The 25,143-nt window shown below is 45.2% G+C and carries 21 protein-coding genes and 1 pseudogene; 10 read left to right on the top strand and 12 right to left on the bottom strand.

Annotated elements, in window-relative coordinates:
• A pseudogene (gene tuf, locus JV36_RS0115475) lies at positions 1-361 on the top strand (elongation factor Tu); the annotation flags it as partial.
• 378 nt (positions 362-739) lie between these two features.
• Here the strand turns inward: tuf and JV36_RS0115470 are convergent.
• The gene (locus tag JV36_RS0115470; protein ID WP_032094981.1) at positions 740-1,648 is read right to left on the bottom strand and encodes a TraB/GumN family protein; all 909 of its coding nucleotides are present in this window, start codon (positions 1,646-1,648) and stop codon (positions 740-742) included.
• Positions 1,649-2,115: 467 nt separating this feature from the next.
• Here JV36_RS0115470 and JV36_RS0115465 point away from each other — a divergent pair, with 467 nt between their 5' ends.
• A complete protein-coding gene (locus JV36_RS0115465; protein WP_081926647.1) occupies positions 2,116-3,111 on the top strand; it encodes an alpha/beta hydrolase in 996 nt (331 codons plus the stop codon).
• Positions 3,112-3,238: 127 nt separating this feature from the next.
• Here the strand turns inward: JV36_RS0115465 and JV36_RS0115460 are convergent, their stop codons facing one another.
• Complete coding sequence (locus tag JV36_RS0115460) at positions 3,239-3,757, bottom strand: membrane protein (RefSeq protein WP_032094980.1); 519 nt, start codon at positions 3,755-3,757, stop codon at positions 3,239-3,241.
• A gap of 351 nt (positions 3,758-4,108) precedes the next feature.
• On the opposite strand from JV36_RS0115460, the gene JV36_RS0115455 reads away from it, so the two are divergent.
• From JV36_RS0115455 to JV36_RS0115440, 4 genes are all read left to right on the top strand, one after another.
• A complete protein-coding gene (locus JV36_RS0115455) occupies positions 4,109-5,788 on the top strand; it encodes a carbon starvation CstA family protein (RefSeq protein WP_032094979.1) in 1,680 nt (559 codons plus the stop codon).
• Between the two features lie 313 nt (positions 5,789-6,101).
• Entirely contained in the window at positions 6,102-7,331 is a 1,230-nt protein-coding gene (locus JV36_RS0115450; protein ID WP_032094978.1) for an SO_0444 family Cu/Zn efflux transporter, read from the top strand.
• 112 nt (positions 7,332-7,443) lie between these two features.
• The gene (locus tag JV36_RS0115445) at positions 7,444-8,526 is read left to right on the top strand and encodes a CNNM domain-containing protein (protein WP_032094977.1); all 1,083 of its coding nucleotides are present in this window, start codon (positions 7,444-7,446) and stop codon (positions 8,524-8,526) included.
• Positions 8,527-8,668: 142 nt separating this feature from the next.
• Positions 8,669-9,868, top strand: a complete 1,200-nt coding sequence (locus JV36_RS0115440) for an energy transducer TonB (RefSeq protein WP_052010063.1) — start codon at positions 8,669-8,671, stop codon at positions 9,866-9,868.
• Between the two features lie 42 nt (positions 9,869-9,910).
• Here the strand turns inward: JV36_RS0115440 and JV36_RS0115435 are convergent, their stop codons facing one another.
• Both JV36_RS0115435 and JV36_RS0115430 read right to left on the bottom strand, forming a co-directional pair.
• Positions 9,911-10,591, bottom strand: a complete 681-nt coding sequence (locus JV36_RS0115435; RefSeq protein ID WP_032094976.1) for a Fe2+-dependent dioxygenase — start codon at positions 10,589-10,591, stop codon at positions 9,911-9,913.
• Positions 10,592-10,618: 27 nt separating this feature from the next.
• Positions 10,619-12,949: a TonB-dependent receptor gene (locus tag JV36_RS0115430; RefSeq protein WP_032094975.1), complete on the bottom strand. Its 2,331-nt coding sequence runs from the start codon at positions 12,947-12,949 to the stop codon at positions 10,619-10,621.
• A gap of 343 nt (positions 12,950-13,292) precedes the next feature.
• On the opposite strand from JV36_RS0115430, the gene JV36_RS0115425 reads away from it, so the two are divergent.
• Genes JV36_RS0115425 through trmB form a run of 3 tightly spaced genes read left to right on the top strand, consistent with a single transcriptional unit; the run spans position 13,293 to position 15,713 of the window.
• A complete protein-coding gene (locus JV36_RS0115425; protein WP_032094974.1) occupies positions 13,293-14,225 on the top strand; it encodes an ABC transporter ATP-binding protein in 933 nt (310 codons plus the stop codon).
• Between the two features lie 4 nt (positions 14,226-14,229).
• On the top strand, positions 14,230-15,045 hold the full coding sequence (locus JV36_RS0115420; protein WP_200883166.1) for an ABC transporter permease: 816 nt from the start codon (positions 14,230-14,232) through the stop codon (positions 15,043-15,045).
• A complete protein-coding gene (gene trmB, locus JV36_RS0115415; RefSeq protein ID WP_032094973.1) occupies positions 15,045-15,713 on the top strand; it encodes a tRNA (guanine(46)-N(7))-methyltransferase TrmB in 669 nt (222 codons plus the stop codon). Before JV36_RS0115420 ends, trmB begins: the two co-directional genes overlap by 1 nt.
• A 59-nt stretch (positions 15,714-15,772) precedes the next feature.
• Here the strand turns inward: trmB and JV36_RS0115410 are convergent, their stop codons facing one another.
• On the bottom strand, positions 15,773-16,516 hold the full coding sequence (locus JV36_RS0115410) for an EAL domain-containing protein (RefSeq protein WP_032094972.1): 744 nt from the start codon (positions 16,514-16,516) through the stop codon (positions 15,773-15,775).
• 502 nt (positions 16,517-17,018) lie between these two features.
• Between JV36_RS0115410 and panP the strand changes: the two genes are divergently transcribed.
• Positions 17,019-18,656: a pyridoxal-dependent aspartate 1-decarboxylase PanP gene (gene panP, locus JV36_RS0115405; RefSeq protein WP_032094971.1), complete on the top strand. Its 1,638-nt coding sequence runs from the start codon at positions 17,019-17,021 to the stop codon at positions 18,654-18,656.
• Between the two features lie 120 nt (positions 18,657-18,776).
• On the opposite strand, the gene panC is transcribed toward panP, so the two are convergent.
• The 7 genes from panC to sfsA all read right to left on the bottom strand — a co-directional run bounded on the left by panC (position 18,777) and on the right by sfsA (position 25,109).
• Positions 18,777-19,625 (bottom strand): pantoate--beta-alanine ligase, encoded by an 849-nt coding sequence (gene panC, locus JV36_RS0115400; RefSeq protein ID WP_032094970.1) that lies wholly within the window; start codon positions 19,623-19,625, stop codon positions 18,777-18,779.
• Between the two features lie 83 nt (positions 19,626-19,708).
• Positions 19,709-20,503 (bottom strand): 3-methyl-2-oxobutanoate hydroxymethyltransferase, encoded by a 795-nt coding sequence (gene panB, locus JV36_RS0115395; protein WP_032094969.1) that lies wholly within the window; start codon positions 20,501-20,503, stop codon positions 19,709-19,711.
• Between the two features lie 50 nt (positions 20,504-20,553).
• Entirely contained in the window at positions 20,554-21,051 is a 498-nt protein-coding gene (folK, locus tag JV36_RS0115390; RefSeq protein WP_032094968.1) for a 2-amino-4-hydroxy-6-hydroxymethyldihydropteridine diphosphokinase, read from the bottom strand.
• A complete protein-coding gene (gene pcnB / locus JV36_RS0115385) occupies positions 21,044-22,363 on the bottom strand; it encodes a polynucleotide adenylyltransferase PcnB (RefSeq protein ID WP_032094967.1) in 1,320 nt (439 codons plus the stop codon). Before pcnB ends, folK begins: the two co-directional genes overlap by 8 nt.
• 101 nt (positions 22,364-22,464) lie before the next feature.
• On the bottom strand, positions 22,465-23,445 hold the full coding sequence (gene gluQRS / locus JV36_RS0115380; RefSeq protein WP_052010062.1) for a tRNA glutamyl-Q(34) synthetase GluQRS: 981 nt from the start codon (positions 23,443-23,445) through the stop codon (positions 22,465-22,467).
• Positions 23,446-23,737: 292 nt separating this feature from the next.
• Complete coding sequence (dksA, locus tag JV36_RS0115375) at positions 23,738-24,187, bottom strand: RNA polymerase-binding protein DksA (protein ID WP_032094966.1); 450 nt, start codon at positions 24,185-24,187, stop codon at positions 23,738-23,740.
• A 220-nt stretch (positions 24,188-24,407) separates the two neighbouring features.
• The gene (gene sfsA / locus JV36_RS0115370) at positions 24,408-25,109 is read right to left on the bottom strand and encodes a DNA/RNA nuclease SfsA (protein ID WP_032094965.1); all 702 of its coding nucleotides are present in this window, start codon (positions 25,107-25,109) and stop codon (positions 24,408-24,410) included.
• Between the last annotated feature and the right edge of the window lie 34 nt (positions 25,110-25,143).

The raw sequence follows: 25,143 nt of genomic DNA, 5'->3' as shown, positions 1-25,143 counted from the left end.
TGGTGTACTACTACGTGGTACTAAGCGTGATGACGTAGAGCGTGGACAAGTACTAGCTAAGCCTGGTTCAATCAACCCACACACTAAGTTCGAAGCAGAAGTGTACGTATTGTCTAAAGACGAAGGTGGCCGTCATACTCCATTCTTCAAAGGCTATCGTCCACAGTTCTACTTCCGTACAACTGACGTAACTGGTGCTGTAGAGCTTCCAGAAGGCGTAGAAATGGTAATGCCTGGTGACAACCTTAAATTTAAAGTTGAGCTAATTGCTCCGATTGCGATGGACGAAGGTCTACGTTTCGCAATCCGCGAAGGTGGTCGTACAGTAGGTGCTGGTGTTGTTGCGAAGATCCTAGACTAATCTAGACTCTGCAAACACTGCACAAAAAAGCGCACTTAGGTGCGCTTTTTTTATGCTTTCTGGAAAGTCATGGAATCAATATGCCGTTTCAAACACGCGGTGAACCCATCCATGGGCGCTCTGCCACAGCATCCATGCTGTGGAAGGTTTGAAACGGCATATTGATTTCATTCCCTTAGCACTAGGAATAAGCTTGCGGGAGAGGAGGAAACACACCGTGAACCCGTCTCTTCTTTTATATTAGCGGCTTAACAGCTTCATCCATGCAGCTGAGAGTTCTAGATTGCACAAGCGACCCCTTTTGGCATCTATGGTATGGAGCCTGTGCAAAGAGGAAGATGCTCGCCGCAGACCCATCCATGCAGCTGGGAGTCTGAGCTAAAGCTGTTTAACCGAGTACCCTTTTTGCTCAAGCAGTTTAAGTACGTTGTCTTCGCCAACGAGATGGCCTGCACCTACTAGTACAAACTCTTGGTCGTCATCACCAAACATGGCTTCTATTTGAGGTATCCAGTTTATATTGCGTTTGGTAAACACATCGTCATAGGATTCTGGCGCTTCTTGTTTGAAGGTTTGAATAACCAGTGTGTTTAGGGCTTCTGTATCACCTGCACGCCACGCTTTTATCGTTTGTTCAAGTTCACTTTTAAGATCGGGTAACGTCGCCAGAGTTTCGGATATAAAGCGTTCTTCCTCACCGTCGCCTAAATTAGCAAGCATATTAATTTGAAAGTCCAGCGACTCTAAATATTCTCTGTCCTTGTTGTCTCGCTTTGCTAATTGAGTGAAATAGGCGTCTACACCTTCGCCAGCCATTTGCGCTCGTTGTGCTTCCATCGTGACTAACATAGTAGTGACAAAACCCGGTTTAAAACTGGCTAACTGATTTGCACTAGCGCCGAAGGCAGATAAATATTGGTCTAAGGCCTTAAAGGTTTCGTCTGTCAGAGTATCTTTAAGCGTTTCCCCATTCTGGTAGGATAGCTCCATCATCATCTGTTGCTGCGCGGCAACATCTGTTGAGTCAGGTAGCTCGGCTTCAAAAACCACGGTGTCACTTTGCTGATAGATGGCAGTGAATTGTGTGGGTAACGGGAACTCTGATACCGGGAGAATGTGAATAGTGCCACCGATATAGACGGTGTCACCGTTTTTTGTTACTTCCCAAATAGAGGTGCCATCGTTGCCATTGCTGGCATTTGCAGCGTTTTCAGTACTGAGTGCGGTGGTCGATAGCAACGCGAGCCCAATTCCTGCAGCCAATTTGCGAAAAGTACGTGATTTCATGTCAATTTCCTTATTAGTCGTCATTAGTCGCAATGTATGTCTGTAGGTAAGAAATAAATGGCAACGTTGTTTGTTATTGGTTTTTCGGAGATAGTTATAACCTAAGAGCTTACTAAATAATACTGCACTTGCCCTTTTTACCGGAGCATGTGTATTAGAAAGTGTTTATAAGCTTATATCTACTCACTGGTGTGTATCTACTGATGTGTAATTACTGCGGTTTAATCACGGCTGTTTAAACTGACTGGATCAGTCTGTATTCTTTTATAACGTATTTTGTAACAAGCACTCTCTGGTCGATTACCATTCGTAAAGAGTATTTGACAAAAAGCGGTTTTAGCGTGTTTATGTACAGAATTTAACTGCTGTGCAGGGCTCTATTTTTGAGTCAAAGCAGCATCTATCGCGCCAGGTATTTCAAGATACGTATTTCAAGATACGTATTTCAATAATGGGAAATAAAGGCCATGCCTGATAATACAAATAGTTCATCCCTGGGCCTTAGTCGAACCATCGACACTCCTACAGGCTTAAGTGATGAAATGAAACAGGCAATGTCCCAGTTTCCTACACCTTCTTTAAATGCCGTTAAAGCTAATTCGCCTTGTACCAAAGCGCAATGGCTTGAGCAGATACACTTGGTCAACACCCAGCAAAAGAAGAAAGTAAAAGCGATGCGCAAGCAGTTTAACGTTGCCGTTGAGCTAATAAGCGTTGCGGGAGTGAGCATTCGTAAAGTGACGCCTACCGATATTAGCGCGGGTTTTGAAGGTAAGGTGTATATCGACTTCCACGGCGGTGCTTATGTCTTTTTTGCAGGCCTTCCAAGCATTGAGGAAGGCATTTTAATCGCCAGCAGGTTGGGCATTGTGGTGTATTGCGTTGATTACCGCATGCCACCTTCTTCGCGGTCTCCTCAAGCGTTAGATGATGCGTTTACCGCTTATTGCCATTTGAAGGATAGCTATGGTGCTAACAATATTTTTGTCGGAGGCACATCAGCAGGCGGTGGGCTAGCACTGTCATTACTGCAAAAGCTTAAGAAGCAAAATATTGAGCTACCAATAGCTGCTTATACAGGTACGCCTTGGGCAGACTTATCTAATACCAGTGATTCGTTAGTTATCAATGAGGGCGTCGATAGAATACTTGTGAGTTACCAAGGGCTACTTAAGGCTGCGGCTATGCTGTACGCAGGTAAACATTCGCTCACAGAACCTAGCGTTTCTCCTTTGTATGGTGATTTTACTGGGTTGCCACCCACAATATTGGTGACAGGGACTCGGGATTTATTTTTAAGTGACACAGTGCGAGTGAATCGCAAATTAAGAGAGTGCGGTATTTACACTCAGCTAGAGGTGTTTGAAGGGCTCTCCCATGCTGACTATTTAGTGGCGCACAATACGCCGGAATCGGTGACAGTATACAAAGAGATAAAGCAGTTTTTCTTAAACGCTATTTAGGGCGAGTCACTATTAAATGAAAGGGCGCCTTAGTCATACTGAGGCGTCCTTTTTATCAAAATCGTTGCTTGGACTCACTATCTATTCACGATCTCAATATCTATTCTAGATAAGTAAGGCATACTCTTTAAGAGCCAAAAATAACTGTTAATACTGCTACCGCAGCGCCTATTCCCGCAATTTTAAGCCCGTTTTTGTACATGGGTAACTTTGGCATAAACATTAAAAACGCCGACACCACAAAAAATAGCAAGCTTACGCCAAACGCGATGTTTAAGTAGAATAAAGGACTGTTGTTCGTCGCTTTGTGCAGCTTTACCATTTTAGCTAACACAATAGGGTAGTCTTTTCGTGTTAGTGTGGCTGTGCCCGATGCCTTATCGTATTCACCTACATTAAGCGTGATAGTGTCGTTGTCTTCACTAATAACCTTTAAGCCTCTTACTTTAATAGCAGAACTCACATCTTCTGCCGATAGGTTTGCGCTGAGCTGTCGAGTTTGCACCTGCTCATACTTTAAAAAGTCAGTGGGCCTGAAAATGAGCAAGACACCGCTCAATGCATAAATTGCCATGATCCCAGATAAAAAGAAGCCCAACCATCGGTGGTACTTACGAAACGCCATGTGAAGTTTTGGTGATGCCATTTTATTTACTTTATGTGTGCAATTTGATTAATGAGACGCTTTATAAACGAGAATGATTCTTTTTTAAAGTATTAGACTGTCAATTACACGTAAATAAAGACGAATTGATGAGGCTGTAGCAAATTCTGTTCAACCTCAGTTAAGAGGGCCAAGCCTTACCTTTGATTGTTTCGATTGTTAGAACATTGGTATGACTTGTTTGAATCGGCTTTTAGAAAGTTAGACTTTGGTCTAATATCGCCTCGCATTGTGTGTAAAAAATGCTTTAATTACGGGTTATTAGGTTTTACACATAAATAACAAAACAGAGCGTACATACGTGCCTGGCCAAAACGACAGTGGGAAAACTTTATGCAGTCTATAGCTATTGTAATACTTGGGATCATCGGAATGCTTTTCGGGTGGTTTGTGTATTCAAAATTTATCGCTAACCGCATTTTCAAGTTAGACGATAATTTTGTCACGCCCGCTCATACCGAGCAGGACGGAAAAGATTTCGTACCTACCAATAAAGTCGTGCTCTGGGGGCACCATTTTACGTCAGTTGCTGGTGCGGCTCCCATTGTAGGGCCTGCAATCGCGGTGTACTGGGGATGGGTCCCCGCAGTGCTTTGGGTTGTATTTGGTACAATACTGTTCGCTGGTGTTCACGATATGGGCGCACTGTGGGCCAGTGCTCGGCATAAAGGAAAGTCAATGGGAGCATTGTCTGAAAGCGTTATCGGTAAGCGCTCTCGCTCGTTGTTCATGATTGTTATTTTCCTCGTTCTTCTCATGGTGAATGCGGTGTTTGGTGTGGTGATTGCAAATTCCTTTGTGTCCCAGCCTACGGCTGTTTTTCCTGCGTGGATGGCAATAGCGGTTGCCTTGATTATTGGTCAGCTTTTAAAACGCAATTTTGCGCTAATACCACTGTGTCTTGTGGGCATTGTTGTGCTTTATGCTTCAGTGTATGCGGGCAGCTATATTCCAATCAGCTTACCGGAGACTATGTTTGGCCTAGCGGATAAAGCTAACTGGATTATCATCCTATTCGTATACGCTGCTATCGCCTCATTGTTACCCGTATGGATGCTGCTTCAGCCGCGGGACTTTATCAACGGTATGCAGTTATTAGTGGGGCTGTTTTTACTCTATGGTGCTGTATTTTTCGCCATGCCTGATATCACAGCGCCGGCATTTAACATGCAAACCGCCGTTGATACACCCAGTCTTATTCCTCTTCTTTTTGTCACCATTGCCTGTGGCGCGGTGTCCGGTTTCCACGGCATTGTTGCGTCGGGTACAAGTTCAAAGCAGCTTGATAAAGAAACCGATGCGCGTTTTGTCGGTTACTTAGGTGCGGTAGGTGAAGGTTCACTGGCTCTTATTACTATTGTTGCAGTAAGCGGCGTTGCATTTGCTGCGTCTCCTGAAGAATGGCACGAAGTGTACAGTCATTTAGGCGCGGGTAGCGTAGGTGCGTTTATCACCGGGGGTGCTAATTTAATTCAGCAAGGGTGGGGTTTACCCGTTGATTTCTCATCCACCATTTTAGCCGTTATGGTTGTGCTTTTTGCAGGTACTACGATGGATTCAGGTGTGCGACTTCAGCGTTATATTATTCAAGAATGGGGTGACATTTACTCAGTTGACGCACTGAAAAACGGTGTTGTAGCCACACTGCTTGCGGTGGGGTGTTGTTTATTGCTCGCCTTTGGTGCGGGCGGTGCCTCTGGCGGCGGTGGAATGATCATTTGGCCGCTATTCGGCTCAACAAATCAAATACTGGCCAGTCTTACACTATTAGTAATATCAGTCATGCTTATCAAGCTTGGCAGGCCAGCGAAGTACACACTTATTCCTATGGTATTCGTGTTGATTATGGCCTTTTTTGCCGGGCTTATTAAACTAAAAGAGTATTACCTGGCAGAGAATTATCTATTGGTATTTCTCGATGCGGTAGTGCTGATTGTTTCTGTATTGGTCATGCTAGAAGCGTTTTCAGTGGTTTCAAAGCTTAAGAAAGACAGTAAGCGTGACACACAGTAACTCCCGTTACTTGTTCATGGTTGACCTCACGCTTTTGCTTCTAGCGAAGTACATCGGGTAGAGCACGTCAACATTTGGCCTACACATTTGTGTAGGCCTTTTTTATTTTCACGACCTAGCTCGATAGGACTTAGCCCAATAAGAACTTGCCCAACACGCTCTTGGTTAACAGGGCTTCAATTTACACGTCCTAATAACTCGAATTGCCCGTGCTCATTTTCTGAATAGGTCATTTTCTGGTATACTTGACGCACGTATACTAAAAAACTGTTTTATGTTTTTTTACGCTTTATTTCGCCCTATTTGAGGAAGCATGTCAGACATCATTCTGCTCGGCCAAAATTTTTTAGCGCTATTCATGGAATCTGCGCCATGGTTACTCTTAGGCCTGTTTGTGGCCGGTGTGATGCATGAATTGGTGCCAGTGTCTTTTCTCGAGCGTCACATGGGAAGTAACTCGATAGGGTCAATTAGTAAGGCTGCAGTAATTGGTGCTCCTTTGCCTTTGTGTTCTTGCGGTGTTATCCCCGCGGCGTTGGGCCTTAGGCGCAGCGGTGCCTCAAAGTCTTCAACTATTTCATTTCTTGTTTCCACGCCTGAAACCGGGGTAGATAGTGTATCGGTTTCGTATGCGTTACTTGGCCCATTATTCGCCATCATCAGACCAATAGCTGCAGTGGCCAGTGCCATATACGCTGGAATTATGGTTAAAGTGTTCGGCGACTCAGACGACAAAGTGAATAAAACAGCCGAACCCGTGAGTTCGTGTTGTGAAAGCGAAACAACAAAGCCAGTGGAGAGTGCCTCATGCTGCAGTACTAAAGCTGACGTCGCCCAGCCCTCGTCATGCTGTAGTAGTTCACAGAAAGAGAGCGGTAATCATAGTACGAATGCCAATAGTAGCGGTGCCGGGCACACTGACCGCTCTTCAAACGCATTTTCAAGTGTCTCAAATGCCGCAGCGTCTGCTGCCCGCGTGGCTCGTTATGCCAGCGGAAAACTGCTTGAAGATATAGTGGTGTGGTTATTGATAGGTTTAGCGCTGGCTGCTGCAATTAAAACGTGGGTGCCCACCGACTTTTTAACGCAATGGGGTGACGGCCTTGTTGCTATGTTGGTAATGGCATTTATTGGTATTCCGATGTACATCTGCGCAACGGCCTCAACGCCCTTAGCCGTTGGTTTCTTGGCAGCAGGGTTATCGCCTGGTGCTATACTGGTATTTCTTATGGCGGGGCCAGCAACGAACATATCTACTATGGGTATGATTAAGCAGGAAATGGGGTTGAAGACCCTTGCGCTGTATTTGTTTAGCGTGGTGTCGGCAAGTATTGCATTTGGCTATTTGCTTAACTACCTTGTGTCGGCGATGTCGCTTCAAGGGCTAATTCAAACCCAATCTGCGCTCCATGAACACGGCGGTGGAATTCAGGTCGCTTATGCGTTAAGCGCTATCATACTCGGTGCTTTGATGCTGCGTATTGGCATCAATAAACTTATGCAGTATCGCCACACGCAAACGCCATCATCATGCTGTCATTAAATACAAATAATCTATCAGTGCGCTTGTAACGCCTGCGATGTTCCTCATAATATAATGCAGCGATATAACAATAATAACTCGCAGCTTTATCTAATCCTTATGGAAACCCTACATGCTTTTACTTATTGTGTACGTGTTTATTGCACTTGGCTTTTCGTTTCTGTGTTCAATTGCAGAAGCGGTGATCTTGAGTGTGTCTTCTGCTTATATCTCCGTACTGGAAAAAGAGAACGCGCCAAGTGGAAGGTTGCTGCGTAAGCAGACCGACAATATCAATACGCCGTTGTCTGCAATTCTTACGCTTAATACGATTGCCCACACTATGGGAGCCGCCGGTGCCGGAGCGCAAGCTGCATCTGTATTTGGCGAGGCTTATATAGGTATAATTTCTGCCGTATTAACCTTACTCATTCTCGTGTTTTCTGAAATCATTCCAAAGACCGTGGGAGCAACCTACTGGCGAGCACTCGCCCCCGCTACGGCCTACTTTTTAAAATACCTCGCCCTTATTTTAATGCCCTTTGTGAAAATGTCTGAGTTGCTCACCCGCGGATTTAAAGAAGACAGCCCGTTAAGAGGGTTAAGTCGTAGCGAGCTTCACGCTATGGCCGAGCTATCAGGGCAGGAAGGGCAACTTGCTAACCACGAAGCCTCGTTTTTGCAAAGTCTGCTTAGCCTTCACGAGCTTAAGGTGAAAGACGCAATAACCCATAGAACGGCCTTATTTTCTGTTTCTGAATCGATGACGGTAGAGGCCTTTTTCCACAAGCATTCTAATATCGAGTTCTCGCGTATTCCTGTGTATGAAGATAACGATTCTGAAAACATAACCGGCTATGTGATGCGTTCAGACTTGTTAGTTGCTCAGGCTAGAGGCAACACCGATAAACCCCTGTCTGAATACGCTAAGAATTTAATTACCATTTTAAATATTATGCCATTATCGGTGACGTTTGAGCACTTCATCGATAAGCACGTGCATATGCTGCTGGTGGTTGACGAATATGGCGGTTTAGAAGGGGTTATTACCCTTGAAGATTTGCTAGAACGTTTACTGGGAGTGGACATTGTTGATGAAAAGGATAAAACCGTCAGTATGCGCCGCTTAGCAAAAATGATGTCGCGCAGAAAAGAAACTATGATGATTAAAAATGTGCCAGATGCTTCTCTTGAAAAGGCGAAAAGCAAGCGCTGAGGTTAAGATTGCTTTAATACGCCTTAGACTGGAATTAATAGCTCTAACGCAAGGCTCCAATGAATAACGACATGGCTAGCGCTTACAAGTAGCCTTTATGCATAGCTTTCATAAATAGCCCTCTTCAATTAAGGATGATCAGATGAACACTCACTTTATTCGCTCAGCAAACCCTATAGCTGCTTCAGGTTATACTAATAAGGCGAGCTCTCGCCGTTTAATACCTTCACTGGCTGTTGCCGGTACGCTCTTTATATGCCCTGCTGTTTTACATGCGCAAGAGCTTTCCTTACCTTGTGATGAGAAAGAAGCACAAGTATTGGCAGAAAAGCGAGATAACGAAGTTAAGAGAATTACCGCATTTCAGCCTGCAAAACCAAAACGCCGAGTTGACCCTCAATATCCCATATCAGCTGCCAGACAAGGAAAAGAAGGCTGGGTAAAGATGAGTTTTATCATCGATGAGGAAGGTAATGTAAACGACCCTGTTGTAAACGATTTTGGCGGTCATAAAGATTTTAAGTTTAAAGCTTTGAGAGCGATAAAGCGTTGGAAGTTTGAGCCTGCAATGAAAGACGGCAAACCAACTCAACAGTGTGAACATGCTGTCCAATTTGACTTTATCCTGGGTGGTAAAAGCGGTGCTTCTAGAGAGTTTATTAAAGCCTATCAAGAGGTAGATACATTGTTTAAAGCAGGTAACGTAGCAGATGCTGATGCGCTACTTATGGACTTGCGTAACGAAAGTGCTCTTAATCATTATGAAAACGCATGGGCTGCCAATATGGACGCCAACATCGCTAGTGATCTCAAGGACTGGCGCAGAGAGCTTTCAAGCTTAAAGCGAGTAAAAGCCAGTAATGGAAGTACTTTTGGTAAAAACAGTGTGTTTAGCGAAGATCACATAGCTTATACATTACAGCGCAGTGTAATACTCGCTGCTGAGTTGGGATATTACGCTGACGCAGTTGACGCCTTTGAAGAGCTGCAGTCATTTGAAGAGCAACAAGAAAAAATACAAGCCGTGCAGCCAATTATCGAAACTATAGAAGAGCAAATTGCATCAAATAAGCACATTAGAATTGATATGGAAATAGATGACAGAGAGCTGCTCTTTCATACCTTAGTGAGAAATCAGTTTGCTTTTGACAGCATAAAAGGCGACTTGGGCTCGGTTGAAGTGCGTTGCCAGTCGCATCGCGAGAAGTTTACGGTTGCCGAAGACCATATCTGGACAATTCCCGAAAGCTGGGGCGAATGTAGGGTAATGGTAAAAGGTGCCGAAGGTACTTCCTTCGAGTTAATTGAAGTTGGGTCTACAGAAGTGGCTAGCCTTAACTAGCCCCTTGATAAAAGCCTCTTGTTGAAATCCCTATAACAAAAGCTATACGGCGGAAAATTGTCTAATGAGGTTATGGTAAACGTGGTGCAGTTGATCAAGCTGCTCTCGATTTGCGCTCTCGCTAGCAATAAGTGACTGTATAGCTTGGTCTAACTCAAAAAGAGTTTGGCGAATTTGCGGGTCAACCACCATACTCTGCATCCACGTAATCGCTGCCACACGTTCTCCCTGTGTAACGGGAGTGACTTTATGCAGGCTGGATGAGGGATATAAAATAGCACTCCCCGCATCACATTTAATGCTTTGCTCACCAAACCCAGTTTGAATAACAAGCTCTCCCCCCTCGTACTCATTAGCTTCACTTAAAAATACGGTCATCGACATATCGCTGCGCAGCACATCGGGTGTATTAGGAATACGCATGATGGCGGCATCGACGTGATAACCGTAATTCTGTGACTCACTGTAACGATTAAAGCAGGGAGGGAATATACGCTGAGGTAACGCAGCAGAAACCACCCTAGGGTGGTTTCCTAGCTTGGCAAGCAACACATTGGCTAACTGTTGCGTGCGTTCGTGCTGCGGATCGGCCTGACCGTTATTTTTAACTCCTGCCGCCATTCCCATAGCCGTTTCTCTACCGTCGTTAAACGGCACGTCATCCAAGGCTGAGCGAAATTGTTTCACTTCGTCAGCATTCAGTAGGTTATCAATAACGATCATAGCTCAGTAATATTCCTTCTATTAGACTTAAAACTGGTAATTCACTGTCGCAGTAACGTTTCGTCCGTCACCAAGATACATGAACGAGCCAGAGCGATATGCAGCAGTCCAGTATTCCTCATCAAGCGCATTACCAACGTTCAGTCGAAAAGTGGTTGAATCAGAATGATAGTAGTTGGCAAATAAGTTAACTACCTGATAGCTAGGTACGCGTATAGAATACTCGCCTGCATCAGCATCAAAGCCTGCCGCGGTATCAGGCTGACCGCCATACATTTCAGACTGGTAGCTATAGTCACCGCCAAACGCGAACTTTTCATTTGGCTGATAGCGCATCTGTATGTAAACACTCTTATCGGCAAAGTTACTCAGCGCAAGGCCGATGTTATCAGCATCATATGACGCGAGTACTTCTGAATCCATTATTGCTGCAGAAGCCTGCATGCTCAGTTTATCAGTAATGTCGCCACTAACTCCAAACTCCACCCCGTCAACTCTGTTCTCACCGGTATTAAGAGAGCCTAGCGTAGTGTAAGCATCTCCAACGCTTTCATGTACATCACTTTTAGTAATGCGGAAAACGGCAGCATTTGCACTTAACTTTTCATCAAACAATAACCATTTTATTCCCAGCTCAATATTCTCAACTTGCTCTGGGTCAGCTTGCGCCGCTTGTTCTGGTGTGCCGCATAAACCGCCGTAACCACAGTTTGCGCCTAAGTCTGATTCGCCGCCATTGATATTGGTTGCGGTACTGTAAGAGGCATAAACATTTCCATTTTCCGATACTTCATATACTAGCCCTAAGTGACCATTATAAAGCTCGTCTGAAAACTCGAAAAATTCAGTCGACGTCTCGTTGGTATAGTCGTAGCTATCTAAGCGAACGCCAAAGAACACGTTAAGTGCATCGGTGAGTTCGAAGGTATCCATGGCGTAAAGGGAATAGGTTTCAATATCAAAAAGAGCGTCTGCGTCGCCGCGGGTGATTTCTTTGCCCATAATACTGTTGATGTCATCGGCTAAGTTGCCATTAGCATCGGTAATACAAAAGCTGTCTGATACACCACGTCGTCCATCAGTTAAGCAATTCGTGTCGTTGTTATAATCAACGGCAAAAACACCATTGTCTACCGACTCATCGGTGTACTCAAAACCGAATACAAAACGATGCTCTGCACCAGCAAATGAGGTATCCCAAAATAAGTTGAACTGTGTGGTGACATAATCAACGTCTTGCCAACCCTGGTGATTACTTAAGGTGAGCGTAGATTCGCCTGGTGCTGTCGGGTCTGTGTCTGCGCGCGTAGAGCCACTTAAACCTGTAGTAACGTACTCGTTCTCTGTTTTACCAAAGCGGGTGGCGTTGTAAAAACGAACGTTATCACTGATATCGTATTCGGTGCGCAGCGTGAAGGTTTTTACTTCAGAATTCATGAAGTCTTCATCTTGTGCATAAACCGGAATATCGCTTAGCGGTTCACCGGCATCACGGTCGAAATAGCTGCCTAAGTCAGGCTTATCTTCTGCATTTAAATAGTAAATATCACCGGTAAACGATAAACGATCGGTAGGTTGATTAACATAAGAAAGCTGCACGCCGTCTCTGCTGCGTTCAATGCCTTCACGACCAGGCATATCTTCTGAAGAGGTCAGGGCGTTTAGTCGAATGGCGCTATCTTCGCTCAGTGTTTTGTTTAAATCAGTAGTGAAGCGTACGTGCTCATCGGTGCCAATCGCGGCATCTACGCGACCAAAATTATAGCTGGTAGACGCTTTTTTAGTAATTGAGTTTACCGCACCGCCGGATGAACCGCGGCCTGCAAAGGTCGAGCTTGGACCTTTTGTTATTTCAACACGCTCGGTAGCAAAGCTTTCGCGAGTTGTCATACCCGGATCGCGTAATCCATCAACAAACACGTCGCTTCGCGCTTCATGACCGCGAATGATGTAGCGATCGCCAAAAGCATTACCATTTTCACCAGTACCGAGGGTTACACCAGCCTGGGCAGAGAGGATATCTGCCAGGTCGGTTTTACCACTTTCTTGAATTTGGTCTTGAGTAAGAACACTGATAGTTTGCGGGGTATCGACTAAATCGGCAACACGTCGAGGATCGCCAGATTTGGCGTAACGATAAATAGACTGTTGAACGCCGTGAATACGGATAAGCTCAATGGCTTTATCGTCGGCGGCTTCACACGTTGCCGTAGTGCTGTCTTGGCACTGCTCGCTGCTTGCTTTGGCGATAGGTCCAGTATTCTGCTCTGTGGTGTCTTGAGCCAGTACTGTCGATGAGCCAAATGCCAAGGCTGCGGCGATAGTTTGCGCGCCCATGGTGAGTGTTGTGTTTTTCATTATGCATCCCTGTGTGTGTGCTAAAGGAGGCAGAAGTATAGGGAATCTCCTCACCCATGTAAACGCTAATGAGAATAATTTACATTTGGCATCGCGTTTTAGCGTCTTAACTCATTATCTCGATTTATAATTTGAGACTTACTCTACGAGGTCACAAGGTCAGCTTCTCCAGTGAATAACCGCAAAAAAATAGAGCTAAGTCGTGCACGAGTTAAATATTTATATAAGATTGCGGTACACTACGCACACAAGTTCAAAGCGTGTAAAAGTGCACTACGCACCTACCGCACAACTCAATCTCTCCTTAGCGGGTTAGCTGTAACACTCACAACATGGGTATTTCATGAAAGCGTTGGACATTAAAGGGTTAACAAAAACCTACAAAGGTGGCGTAAAGGCGCTAAAAGGCGTGGACCTTAGCGTGCAAGAGGGCGATTTTTTTGCGTTGCTTGGGCCTAACGGGGCCGGTAAATCCACCACTATTGGTATTATTAGTTCACTGGTTAATCAAACCGGTGGAACGGTGTCGGTGTTTGGTTATGACCTCACCACACAAAAAGAACAAGCCAAAGCGTGCATTGGCTTAGTGCCTCAGGAATTCAATTTCAATCAGTTTGAAACCGTACTTCAAATTGTACTCAATCAAGCGGGTTACTATGGCGTACCGCGCAGTATTGCCAAAGAGCGAGCGAAAAAATACCTCGCCAAGCTTGATCTGTGGGAAAAGCGCGACGCCCGTGCTCGTGAACTCTCAGGTGGTATGAAACGCAGATTAATGATCGCAAGAGCGCTAATGCACGAGCCAAAGCTATTGATTCTTGATGAGCCCACAGCAGGTGTAGATATCGAGATTCGCCGGGCAATGTGGTTATTCCTTGAGGAAATCAATCGCGCAGGTATTACCATTATTCTTACCACGCATTATCTTGAAGAAGCCGAAATGCTCTGTCGCAATATCGCTATTATCAACAAAGGCACCATTGTTGAGAATACGAGCATGAAGTCGTTGCTCTCGAAGCTTAACGTGGAAACTTTTGTGCTTGATGTGCAGCTGCAAGAGCAAAGCAATATGGACGCACTCACGTTGCATGGTGTTGACCATCGATGGGGAGACAACCATACGCTAGAGGTTGATGTAGAGAAGGCCGAAGGTCTTAACCCGGTATTTACTCAATTGAGTGAGCAGGGCGTTCAAGTGATGAGTATGCGCAATAAATCAAATCGGTTAGAAGAACTGTTTGTTCGCTTAGTCGAGTCAGCGAAGCAGGCGGAGTGAAGTAATGAGTAATGAAACAACACACATGAGTGAAGAGAAAAAAATTAGTTGGGTAAAACAAAACTACGTTGCGCTAACCACAATTTGGATTAAAGAGTGTACCCGATTTTTGCGTATTTGGGTGCAAACCCTTGTTCCACCTGCTATCACTATGAGCCTCTACTTTGTGATTTTCGGTAGCCTTATCGGTAACCGTATTGGTCAAATGGGTGGCTTTAGCTACATGGAGTTTATTGTGCCAGGCTTAATCATGATGTCAGTGATCACAAGCTCCTATTCCAATGTATCTTCTTCGTTTTTTAGCGCTAAATTTCAGCGCAACATTGAAGAGCTATTAGTATCGCCTGTACCAACGTCAGTTATCATTCTAGGCTATGTAGGGGGCGGCGTAGCCAGAGCTATTTTAATTGGCATTATGGTTACTCTCGTGTCGCTATTTTTTGTTGATGTAAAAATCTATAGCTTGGGCATTATCGCCCTTACAGTACTACTTACCTCTACCTTATTTGCAACGGCGGGTCTTATTAATGCGGTTTTCGCAAAGACCTTTGACGACATCAGCGTTGTTCCTACGTTTGTACTTACTCCATTAACCTATTTAGGCGGCGTATTTTATTCTCTTTCGCTGCTGCCTGAGTTTTGGCAATGGGTAAGTAAAGCTAACCCGGTTGTGTATATGGTAAATGGATTCCGCTATGGTTTCTTAGGGGTATCTGACGTAAACATCACCCTGGCGCTCAGCTTGCTGGTGGGGTTCAACGTGTTGTTATTTAGCGTTGCTTACTACTTATTGAAAACCGGTAAAGGAATTCGTAGTTAATGTCAGACGGCAACTCTCGGTCTATTACGACAAATCAAGTTGGTGTGCATGACAAGCTGGATGAATTGGTTTTAAAATATCAGTCTTCGGTTAACAAACGTCCGGTTGGCGAGCATACCCAAGCGGCCTTCGATGAGGTGTCTTTGTGGCTCGGCGGGTTTACTGGCCCTGTTATTTTGGACTCTTGCTGCGGTGTAGGGGAAAGCACGGCGACTATCGCTAAGGCCCACCCTGAGGCGCGTGTGATTGGCGTAGATAAGTCGGCTCAGCGAGTCGAAAAACACAGCCATTATCAAATTGAACAAGATAATTACTGTGTTATTCGCGCCGATGTAAACGATTTTTGGCGGTTAGTTCGTCAGTCTAATTGGCAGGTGGTAAAGCATTACCTCTTGTACCCCAACCCTTACCCAAAGAAGACCCAGGTACAAAAACGATGGCACGGTAGTGCGGCAATGGTGGATTTAATGGCCATTACCACCAACATTGAAGTGCGCAGCAACTGGTTAATTTATCTTATGGAATTTGCTCAGGCGGCAAAGCATTACGGCAGCATTTGCGACCTCAGTGAGGTAAAAGGAGCAAATGCTATGACGCCCTTTGAGCGCAAGTACAGCGGCAGCGGGCAAACGTGCTGGAAGCTCAATTGTCGAAACGAAGAAAGCTAGCGAATTAAATATGCTAGCTACCGCGCTGGCTATTCTTGCTAGCGCGAATCTCAAACTACCTAATGCTGCTGAAGACTTGCTTGAATATTGTGCTGCACGTCGGCAACGGGCGGGCTAAACACATAGCCTTGTGCATATTTAATGGGAAGGCGTTTAACATCGTTTAACAGCTGTTCGTTTTCAATGTGCTCTGCAATAACTGCAATGTGCTGGTGTTCACACAAGGCCAGCACATAGTCGACGTATTCTTTCACCGCGTCTTGCAGCTGATAATGTTTAATCAGTCCGCCCGCAATTTTTATTCCTCGTACTGGTAGGTTCATTAAAGCCCGAATATTCCCCGGACAAGAGCCCACGTTATCAATAAATACTCCTAATCCTGTGTGCATTCCTTTATCAATAAACGACCGAAGCTGCGCCTGATTGGCCAGCGCTGTAGCTGCACTTACTTCAATGCTCGCTCTTTCAGGGTTGGGATAATCGGCAAGTTGCGCAATGAGAGAGTTGATAAGCCCGTCGTTATTCAAGTCGTTGGCAGAAATATTGATGTTCCACGGAATATTCACATTGTGGAAATAACTGGCGCTTTGCAAGAACATACTGGCGGCTAAGGTTTTCACATGCTGTTCCCGTTCTATCAAGTAGAGAAACTCGCTAGGTAAAAACGTTTTGTCGTTTTGGGTTATTAAACGGGCAAGACACTCGTATCGCCATACGCCCTGACTTTCTAAGTCTACGATAGGCTGAAAATACGGAACAATGTCGTCGATTGAAAAATCTTCAGATATTTCACGTATTGGCATAAACAAGTTTCCCCGTTTTTTCGTATTTATTCATAATTAAAATATAGCAGTAAATCTGACATATGCTCCCACTTTGTGGATGGTGGTACGTTGATAGGTATGGCATAAGCATAAATGCCGCTGGTAACCACTTGGCGAAAATTGTAATCTGATGTAAAGTGCGTGCCCCTGAAAGTAATGTGGACGTGATCTGAAAGTCACGTAAAAGTTTTCAGGGTTGGCAACCATTAGACTATGCCAAAGCGATTGGTCAAAGCGAATGCGCAGCTAAAACAACTGTGTATTCGATACGAAGTATTTGAAACGAAGTATTCGATACGACATGTTCGACACAAAGTAGTCGGCGCTTGGCGTGAAGTACTCGGGAAAGAAAGCAGGCAGCAGTGCTCAAATAAAAAGAGTTAGGTCGGTATCTTATAACACCACCTATGACTTTCGTTTTATGCAAAATTCGTCAGAAGCGAAACAATAACATATAGGTTTGATGTAAGGGGTGTGTTTAGTGGGTGAAGCGCAAGTTAGTTTAGAGCACTTGTTTAGGGTCTTTACCAAACCTGAACACAAAGACTCAAAGCTGGCTCAAATTGAGCAGCATTTATCAGACAATATCTTGGACTTTTTGTCTCAACACGTTGTGACGAAAAAGACCTCATTGGAAGAAGTAGAAAAAGACTTTTCAGATTCTAAAGTACCAGAGTCTCCGGAGTTTGTTTCCACTCACGCAGAAAGCTTACTTGATAAGCTTGTGGCGCACTCTGTTAATACCTATTCCCCCACGTTTATTGGGCATATGACCTCTGCTTTGCCTTATTTTCACCTGCCGCTTTCAAAGCTTATGGTGGGGCTTAACCAGAACTTGGTTAAAATAGAGACCTCTAAAGCATTCACTCCTCTTGAGCGCCAAGTTATAGGCATGATGCATAACTTGGTATACGACCAGCCTGAAGCCTTTTACGACGCTCACCTCCACAGTGCAGCCCACTCTCTCGGTGCATTCTGTTCTGGCGGAACCATCGCCAACATTACGGCACTCTGGGTAGCAAGAAACAAGCTTTTGGGCCCGCAAAAAGGTTTTGCAGGCGTTGCCAGAGCCGGGTTGGCAGCGGCATACCGTTTTCACAATATCAACAACATGGGCATTATGTGCAGCAAGCGCGGGCACTATTCGTTGTCTAAGGCTGTTGATGTGTTGGGAATTGGTCGAGAGCAGCTTATTACTTTACCTGCGCCTCAGCAAACACTCGACCCTGAGAAAGCGTTGCGCGCTGGTCAGCGTTATCAAGAAGAGGGCAATAAGTTGCTCGCTATTGTTGGTGTTGGCGGTACCACCGAGACAGGACATGTTGACCCACTCGATGAATTAGCCGATGTTGCCAAAGAGTTAGGCTGTTGGTTCCATGTTGATGCAGCGTGGGGTGGGGCTACGTTATTTTCGCCTCGCTATCGCGACCGTTTAAAAGGCATTGAGCGTGCAGACTCGGTGACAATTGACGCCCATAAACAAATGTATGTGCCCATGGGCGCTGGAATGGCGTTATTTAAAAACCCTGAAGATGCCAATGCGGTTAGACATCACGCGCAATACATATTACGTGCTGGTTCAAAAGATTTAGGCGCCACTACCCTTGAGGGTTCTCGCAACGGTATGGCCATGATGGTCTATTCGGCGCTGCATATTTTTGGTCGTAAAGGCTACGAGCTATTGATAGACAGCAGTATTGATAAAGCCCATGATTTTGCGGGCATGATCAATAAGGCGCAAGATTTTGAATTAACGACTAGTCCAACGCTATCACTGCTTACTTATCGGGTTTGCCCAGTAGAAGTTCAGCAAGCGCTTAAAACGGCCTCCTCAGCCATGCGAAAAGCCATTAATCAGAAGATTGATGCGTTAGTAGTTGCTGTTCAAAAGCAACAGCGTGAAGCGGGTAAGTCGTTTGTGTCTCGAACGCGTCTTGAAGCGCCAGATTATCCTACGCAGTGCATTACCGTCTTTAGAGTTGTACTGGCAAATCCATTGACTAGCCACAACGATTTAGCCGCTATTTTAGCGGAGCAGCATATTATTGCGAAGGGAACGAAAGCGTGGGCATCGCTCATTGAATTTGTTCAAAACAACGACGTGCAAAGTATTGCCTAATAAGTGCTGATAACAGCAATTTTATCAGCCTCTTTACCCATGATTTAACGGCTCATAAGCCTGCCACGCATTTTGATGTATCCTCACTGACTCTTTAAGGGCAATTGCTAGCGGTTGCTCTTATAAAGCAACCTGCAAATTATCAATCAATCGAGTAGTTCCCATAAATAGCGCCACCACGATAACAAGGTGCTTATCGCCAGCGACAGGGCGTTGCAACGTATCAGCATTAACAATGCTGACATAATCGTTTTTGAAACCCTTAGCTTCAAGATTACTCACGATTGAATCGGCAATATCGCTAAATTGAGTGTTGCCTTGCTCAATTAGCGCTTTTGCTCGTGTCATTTCTTGGTAGATAAAGCTAGCGGTTGCCTTTTGTTCATGGCTTAAATAGCCATTGCGAGAACTCATGGCAAGTCCGGATGCTTCGCGCTGGGTAGGTACGCCGTGCACATTAACCGACATGGAAAGGTCGCGTACCATAGTACGAATAACTTGAAGCTGCTGAAAATCCTTTTCACCGAAAAAGGCATCGTCAGGCTGCACCATGTTAAATAGCTTACTGACCACGGTGGCTACACCGCGAAAATGGCCGGGGCGGCTTGCGCCACACAGCACATCTGATATCCCCGGCACTTCCACATAGGTTTGTGCTTTAAGGCCGCACGGGTACATATCGCTCACGCTGGGTAAAAACACCGCATCAACGCCGTCGTTGACCAGCTTGGCTTTGTCCTCTTCTATGGTTCTTGGATAGGCATCTAGGTCTTCATTTTCGCCAAACTGCATGGGGTTAACAAAGATACTCACAATAACAATATCGTTATGTGATTTAGCGCGTTTCACCAATTGAAGGTGTCCATCGTGAAGGTTTCCCATAGTAGGAACAAAACCAACCGAACGGCCTGTGCGTTTGCAATCGCTGACTACTTCGCGAAGCGATGCAATATCACTAATCACCTTCATAAAAACCTCATTATTTAAGCTGTGTTATTTGAGCCTGACTCTCAAATTGAGCGTGACTCTCAAAACTGTATCAATCTAGCGTGCTACTCGAAACTATGTTCAGTAGAGGGAAATTTGCCACGCTCAACGTCGTCAATGTACTGCGCCACGGCTTTACGCATGTCTCCAGTCTCAACGAGGTAGTTTTTAGAGAACTTAGGCATGTAGTTAGCGCTAATGCCAAACATATCGTGCATAACTAAAATTTGACCGTCGGTGTCTTTGCCAGCGCCAATACCGATAACAGGTATGGTGAGGGTCTCGCTAATTAACTTACCGAGCGATGAGGGAACGCATTCAAGCACTAGTAACTGTATACCAGCGGCTTCTAGGGCTTTAGCCTCTTGAACAAGCTTTTGTGCTTGCTCATCGCCGCGACCTTGTACTTTAAAGCCACCGAATACATGCACAGACTGCGGCGTTAAGCCTAAATGACCACACACAGGCACACCTCGAAGGTTAAGCCCCGCAATGGTGTCACACAACCAGCTTCCGCCTTCCATCTTAACCATGCTTGCGCCAGCGGCCATGAGCGTTGCCGCATTGCCGTAGGTTTGCTCAGCCGTGGCGTAAGACATAAACGGCATGTCGGCAATCACGAATGCACGTTGAGTGCCTTTTCGAACGCTTTTGGTGTGATAGGCAATATCGTCTATTGTCACTGGGAGAGTGTCATCTTCGCCTTGTAAAACCATGCCCAGTGAATCGCCAATTAAGAGAGCATCAATGCCTTGCTCATCAAACATTTTGGCAAAGCTGGCATCGTAAGCAGTTAAAGAGGTAATCTTTTCACCGGCTTGCTTCTTTTTGAGCAGGCCAGAAACAGTAACTTTCTTCATAACAAGGTCCAGATGTTTTTATCAAGAGGGGAACTATACGGATTTTGCTATTAATTGGAAGCGCGCAGGCGTCTGAGACCGTCTAGCGAACAGTTAGCTACCCAGTTTGCAATGGGCTTTCCGTCTTTCATCACCATGGTAGGGGCAATTTCAAATAGCGGCACCATAACAAATTCTCTTTCGGCCATTCCATAGTGTGGAATAATTAAGTCAGCGGTATCGATATGCTCACTGCCGTAAAGCAAAATATCTAAATCGAGGGTACGAGGGCCCCATCGATCGCCTTTTCGCTCTCTTCCACATTCAAGCTCTATGCTTTGCAATTGCTTTAATAGGCTGTGAGGTTTAAGGGTGGTTTCTATCAGGCACACGGCATTAATGTAATCGGGCTGATCTTGGGGACCCATTGGCTTACTGGCATACAGCGATGAGGTTTTCAGTAAACGAGTACCTTCAAGATTATCGATAGCGTCAAAGGCATCTGTAGCCTGCTGCTCGCTATCGCCCAAATTACTTCCTATACCAATGTACACATGCTCTTTAAGCATCAGAATCTCTCTTAACCGGACGGCGCTTGCGTTTGCGCGGCGCACCCTTACCTGCGCTATCAGCTCGTTTCAGGGCGTTAAGCATGCCTTTTTGCTTACCACTTTCAGCATGCTGGAAATGTGTCCACCACTGTGCAAGCTCTAACAAATCGCCACCTTCGGTTTGACCTCTTGCGAGTAAGAAATCATAGCCAGCTCTAAACTTAGGATGAGTAAGTAACTGAAAAGCGCGACGACCAAAGCGTTTAGGAAGGCGCTGCTGCAAGATCCAAATGTCTCGCATCACAGTGGAAAAACGCTTAGGGATCATGATGCGCTGGGTTTGCTTAGCAATGACTTCACTTGAGGCAATATTAAAGGCGTCATGGGCATTTAACCCAGATTCCAACTGCAGACGTTGAGATTGCTCTTCAACGGGGTACCATAATAAGGCGGCATACAAGAACGCGGGAGTGACCCGTTGCTCGTTGTTAATTCTCTCATCGGTATTGGCAAGTACGTGACGCACAAACTGCATTTCTTTGCTGTTTTCGTCTTTCAAAAAAGGCGCTAATTGAGGGAATAGTTGGTCGATAAGACCGTATTCGCGCATCATTAAAAACGTTTCTTCGCCCTTACCGGATAAAAACAGTTTCAGCGTTTCTTCAAAGAGGCGCGCAGGTGGAATATTTTGAAGCAAGCTCGCCAAACTTTTAATAGGCGCAGCCGTCGATGTTTCAATACGCATCGACAGCTTAACGGCAAAGCGAACGGCGCGAAGCATACGGACAGGGTCTTCGCGATAGCGAGTTTCTGGGTCGCCCATTAACGCCACTTCACGTTTTTCAATTGCAGCCAGACCGTTGGCAAAGTCTTTTACCGTGAAATCAGCGACGCTATAATACATGGCGTTAAATGTGAAATCTCGGCGCTCTGCATCTTCTTCAATAGAGCCAAACACGTTATCTCTAACAAGCTGCCCTTGCGCGTCTTGTGAGCCTGTGGCTTTATTTGTTGGAACAGCTTCGCTTTCATCCGTTTCTTGATGGTGGCCACGGAAGGTCGCTACTTCAATAATTTCTCTGCCGAACACAATATGGGCAAGGCGAAACCGGCGGCCTATTAAGCGGCAATTCCGAAACAGCCCTTTTATCTGATCAGGTGTAGCATTGGTGACCACATCAAAATCTTTTGGTTCGTAACCCATCAAAATGTCGCGAACACAGCCCCCGACTAAATAAGACTCGAAGCCTGCTCCGTTAAGGCGATACATGACTTTTAACGCATTAGCACTGATATCTTCGCGAGAAATACCATGCTCACCTCGAGTCATTACTCGGGGTTGTAATGCTTTGTCAGACGAGCTCTCTTTTGAGAATGCACGCTTAACAGATTTGAAAACACGATGAATGATGGTGGTATCTCCGCAATATATTAAGGAACGCTATAATAAGTGGATTCATGCTGAGGAACAATAATTTCGGGTGTTTTCACTACTTTTTTCCTGTTCCATAGAGAAATAGCGAATGACAGTAGTGAGTCTATTGAGTTGAAATCTTGACGTTTAACCTCGTCGAAGCCCAAAAAGTGAAGGGCGCGAACTATATTTTCTAATGCTGTAGTGTTGTCGATAGGAGTGGCATGGTTCTGTTTACTCAGCTTTCTCCCTGGCGCTATCGCGGCCACCGGTACATGGCCATATTCCAATGGCTGATAACCAAGCGATTGATGCACGCAGCGATGAAGCGGCGTTACGTCAATCAAATCGCACCCTCTTATGACATGGGTCACACCCTGAAAAACATCGTCTAGCACAACCACTAAGTTATAGGAGAACAGCTGGTCTCTGCGCTTTATTGTTATGTCTTCTACTCTCTGCTTTTCTACTTTATGGCCGGCCAATTTTTGATGAGGTGCTGATACTTCGCCCATGATCAAATCAGTGAAAGGCGCCAATTCAGTATCCAGTTTCAGCCGAATAGCAAGCTGGTCGTTGGAAGGTGTTAAACCTTTATCTCTGCAGTGGCCATTATAAGTGCCGCCCATTGCCTTAATCATTTTGCGAGTGCAGCTGCAGTAGTACGCCTGCTGATGATGTAGTAGTGCGTTCACCACCTCTTGGTAACGGGAATGCTGCTGACTTTGATACATGACTTCACCGTCCCATTGCAAACCGTGGGCTTCAAGGGAATGTAAAATAGCGGTATCAGTGCCTGCAATACAGCGCGGCTCGTCGATATCTTCCATTCGCACCAGCCATCGACCGTGACAATGTTTTGCATCAAGGTAACTGGCTAGGGCGGTAACAAGTGAGCCAAAGTGAAGCTGACCGGAAGGCGAAGGGGCAAAACGGCCTGTGTAATTTGGATTAGGATCTAAGTCGCTTTCTGAATGCTGTTTTGAAGTATTAGGCATTGTTATACGCCCTTACAAAAGCGCTTTTCACGATGGATAAATAAAAAGACAAAGGTAAAAGAATCAGAGAGTGGTAGCAAGCGCGCCGAGAAGCGAGTCTGTTTGGAGGAAAGTAAGAAATGCTAAAAAGCCTCATCAATAAATGATGAGGCTTTTTGAAAAACGATGCTGCCAAAAAATACGTTAACTTTAGTGGTAACATTAGCGTTAACGTTATTATGGGCTTAAATGTAAAAACTAGCATCAAACTAAGCGATTGCACTAACGTCTGTAACAAGACGATGATGACAAATCAGCCTTGAAGCTGTTTTTCTTTAATCTCAGCCATCGTTTTACAGTCAATGCATAAGTCGGCAGTTGGACGGGCTTCTAAACGGCGAATACCAATCTCAATACCACACTGGTCGCAGAAGCCAAAATCGTCTTCTTCAATACGCTTGAGTGTTTTTTCGATTTTCTTGATGAGTTTGCGCTCACGGTCACGGGTACGCAACTCCAAGCTAAACTCTTCTTCTTGCGCTGCACGGTCGACGGGATCAGGAAAGTTCGCTGCCTCGTCCTTCATATGCGTTACAGTACGGTCAACTTCTTCGCGAAGCTGATTACGCCATGCTCTAAGCAGAAGACGAAAGTGTTCCATTTGGGGATCGCCCATGTACTCTTCGTCTGCTTTCGGCTGATAAGGCTGTAAACCTGCCAGCGCTAATAGTCCCAAGGATTTTGTCTCTTTTCCTGTTGGCATGTGCCACATCTCCTACACTACGACATCCATTTTGTCCTGATTGGACCGATATCTATATCAGACTCGATAGCCTCAGGCAATCAATTGTGTCTATGTAATTATTATGCTGGTATCTCTTTTTACGATTAGCCAGCTTGGCTCCCATCAAACGCGTTAGTGCGTTCACCCGCCAAAACAAGGCGCAAATATGAAGCCGAAATGAAAAAAATCAACCTATTTTTTACAAAATAATAGGTAGTGATTGATTTACCTCGATTTTTTGTTCATTAATCGCGCAGGCCATTGCTAAGATATTGACACCTGCACGGGCCGCGGTTGTTACGCTTTCTGCATAACGAGGATCAATGTGCTCTGCAATTCGCACCGAGGTTATTGCAGTATGCTGTACGCAAAAGAGCAAAGTGGTTTTAATACCCTCGTCAGCTAGTCGCGCTAATTCAAGACAATGCTTCGCTCCACGCTGCGTCACTGCGTCGGGAAAGTAACCTTGGTGGCTATCGGCTAGGGTGACAGATTTCACTTCCATGTATTCAACGGTATTGTCTCTTGTCAGTGCAAAATCAAACCGGCTGTTAGCAGTTGGAGGTGTTACTTCTGCTTTCCAGTCTGAAATATCAGAAAATTCCTCAATTACCTTGTTATTCAGTGCTTCTGCCACCAACTTATTAGCATTGTGAGTATTAATACCAATAAAGTGGTCATCGAAGGTTTTAGCCACTTCCCAAGTGTACTTGAGTTTGCGTTTTGGGTTGTTGGACTCACTTAGAAAGACGGTATAACCTGGTTCTGCGCAGCCTGTCATGCCACCGGTATTCGGACAATGGGCCGTTACAACTTGGCCGTCTTCTAGTTCAACGTCGGCAAGAAAACGTTTGTACCGTTTAATGAGTGTGCCGCGTATAAGCGGTGGTGAGAAATTCATGATTCTCCTTAATTGAGAGAACAAATGTTGTTTT

Source organism: Alteromonas sp. LOR, assembly GCF_000753865.1.
Lineage (GTDB): Bacteria > Pseudomonadota > Gammaproteobacteria > Enterobacterales > Alteromonadaceae > Alteromonas.
This window is presented reverse-complemented; position numbering and strand designations above follow the sequence as displayed.

Coding starts and splice junctions, on each gene's coding strand:
- JV36_RS0115470 (WP_032094981.1), bottom strand. CDS start 1,648: ATGAAATCACGTACTTTTCGCAAATTGGCTGCAGGAATTGGGCTCGCG.
- JV36_RS0115465 (WP_081926647.1), top strand. CDS start 2,116: ATGCCTGATAATACAAATAGTTCATCCCTGGGCCTTAGTCGAACCATC.
- JV36_RS0115460 (WP_032094980.1), bottom strand. CDS start 3,757: ATGGCATCACCAAAACTTCACATGGCGTTTCGTAAGTACCACCGATGG.
- JV36_RS0115455 (WP_032094979.1), top strand. CDS start 4,109: ATGCAGTCTATAGCTATTGTAATACTTGGGATCATCGGAATGCTTTTC.
- JV36_RS0115450 (WP_032094978.1), top strand. CDS start 6,102: ATGTCAGACATCATTCTGCTCGGCCAAAATTTTTTAGCGCTATTCATG.
- JV36_RS0115445 (WP_032094977.1), top strand. CDS start 7,444: ATGCTTTTACTTATTGTGTACGTGTTTATTGCACTTGGCTTTTCGTTT.
- JV36_RS0115440 (WP_052010063.1), top strand. CDS start 8,669: ATGAACACTCACTTTATTCGCTCAGCAAACCCTATAGCTGCTTCAGGT.
- JV36_RS0115435 (WP_032094976.1), bottom strand. CDS start 10,591: ATGATCGTTATTGATAACCTACTGAATGCTGACGAAGTGAAACAATTT.
- JV36_RS0115430 (WP_032094975.1), bottom strand. CDS start 12,949: ATGAAAAACACAACACTCACCATGGGCGCGCAAACTATCGCCGCAGCC.
- JV36_RS0115425 (WP_032094974.1), top strand. CDS start 13,293: ATGAAAGCGTTGGACATTAAAGGGTTAACAAAAACCTACAAAGGTGGC.
- JV36_RS0115420 (WP_200883166.1), top strand. CDS start 14,230: ATGAGTAATGAAACAACACACATGAGTGAAGAGAAAAAAATTAGTTGG.
- trmB (WP_032094973.1), top strand. CDS start 15,045: ATGTCAGACGGCAACTCTCGGTCTATTACGACAAATCAAGTTGGTGTG.
- JV36_RS0115410 (WP_032094972.1), bottom strand. CDS start 16,516: ATGCCAATACGTGAAATATCTGAAGATTTTTCAATCGACGACATTGTT.
- panC (WP_032094970.1), bottom strand. CDS start 19,625: ATGAAGGTGATTAGTGATATTGCATCGCTTCGCGAAGTAGTCAGCGAT.
- panB (WP_032094969.1), bottom strand. CDS start 20,503: ATGAAGAAAGTTACTGTTTCTGGCCTGCTCAAAAAGAAGCAAGCCGGT.
- folK (WP_032094968.1), bottom strand. CDS start 21,051: ATGCTTAAAGAGCATGTGTACATTGGTATAGGAAGTAATTTGGGCGAT.
- pcnB (WP_032094967.1), bottom strand. CDS start 22,363: ATGACTCGAGGTGAGCATGGTATTTCTCGCGAAGATATCAGTGCTAAT.
- gluQRS (WP_052010062.1), bottom strand. CDS start 23,445: ATGCCTAATACTTCAAAACAGCATTCAGAAAGCGACTTAGATCCTAAT.
- dksA (WP_032094966.1), bottom strand. CDS start 24,187: ATGCCAACAGGAAAAGAGACAAAATCCTTGGGACTATTAGCGCTGGCA.
- sfsA (WP_032094965.1), bottom strand. CDS start 25,109: ATGAATTTCTCACCACCGCTTATACGCGGCACACTCATTAAACGGTAC.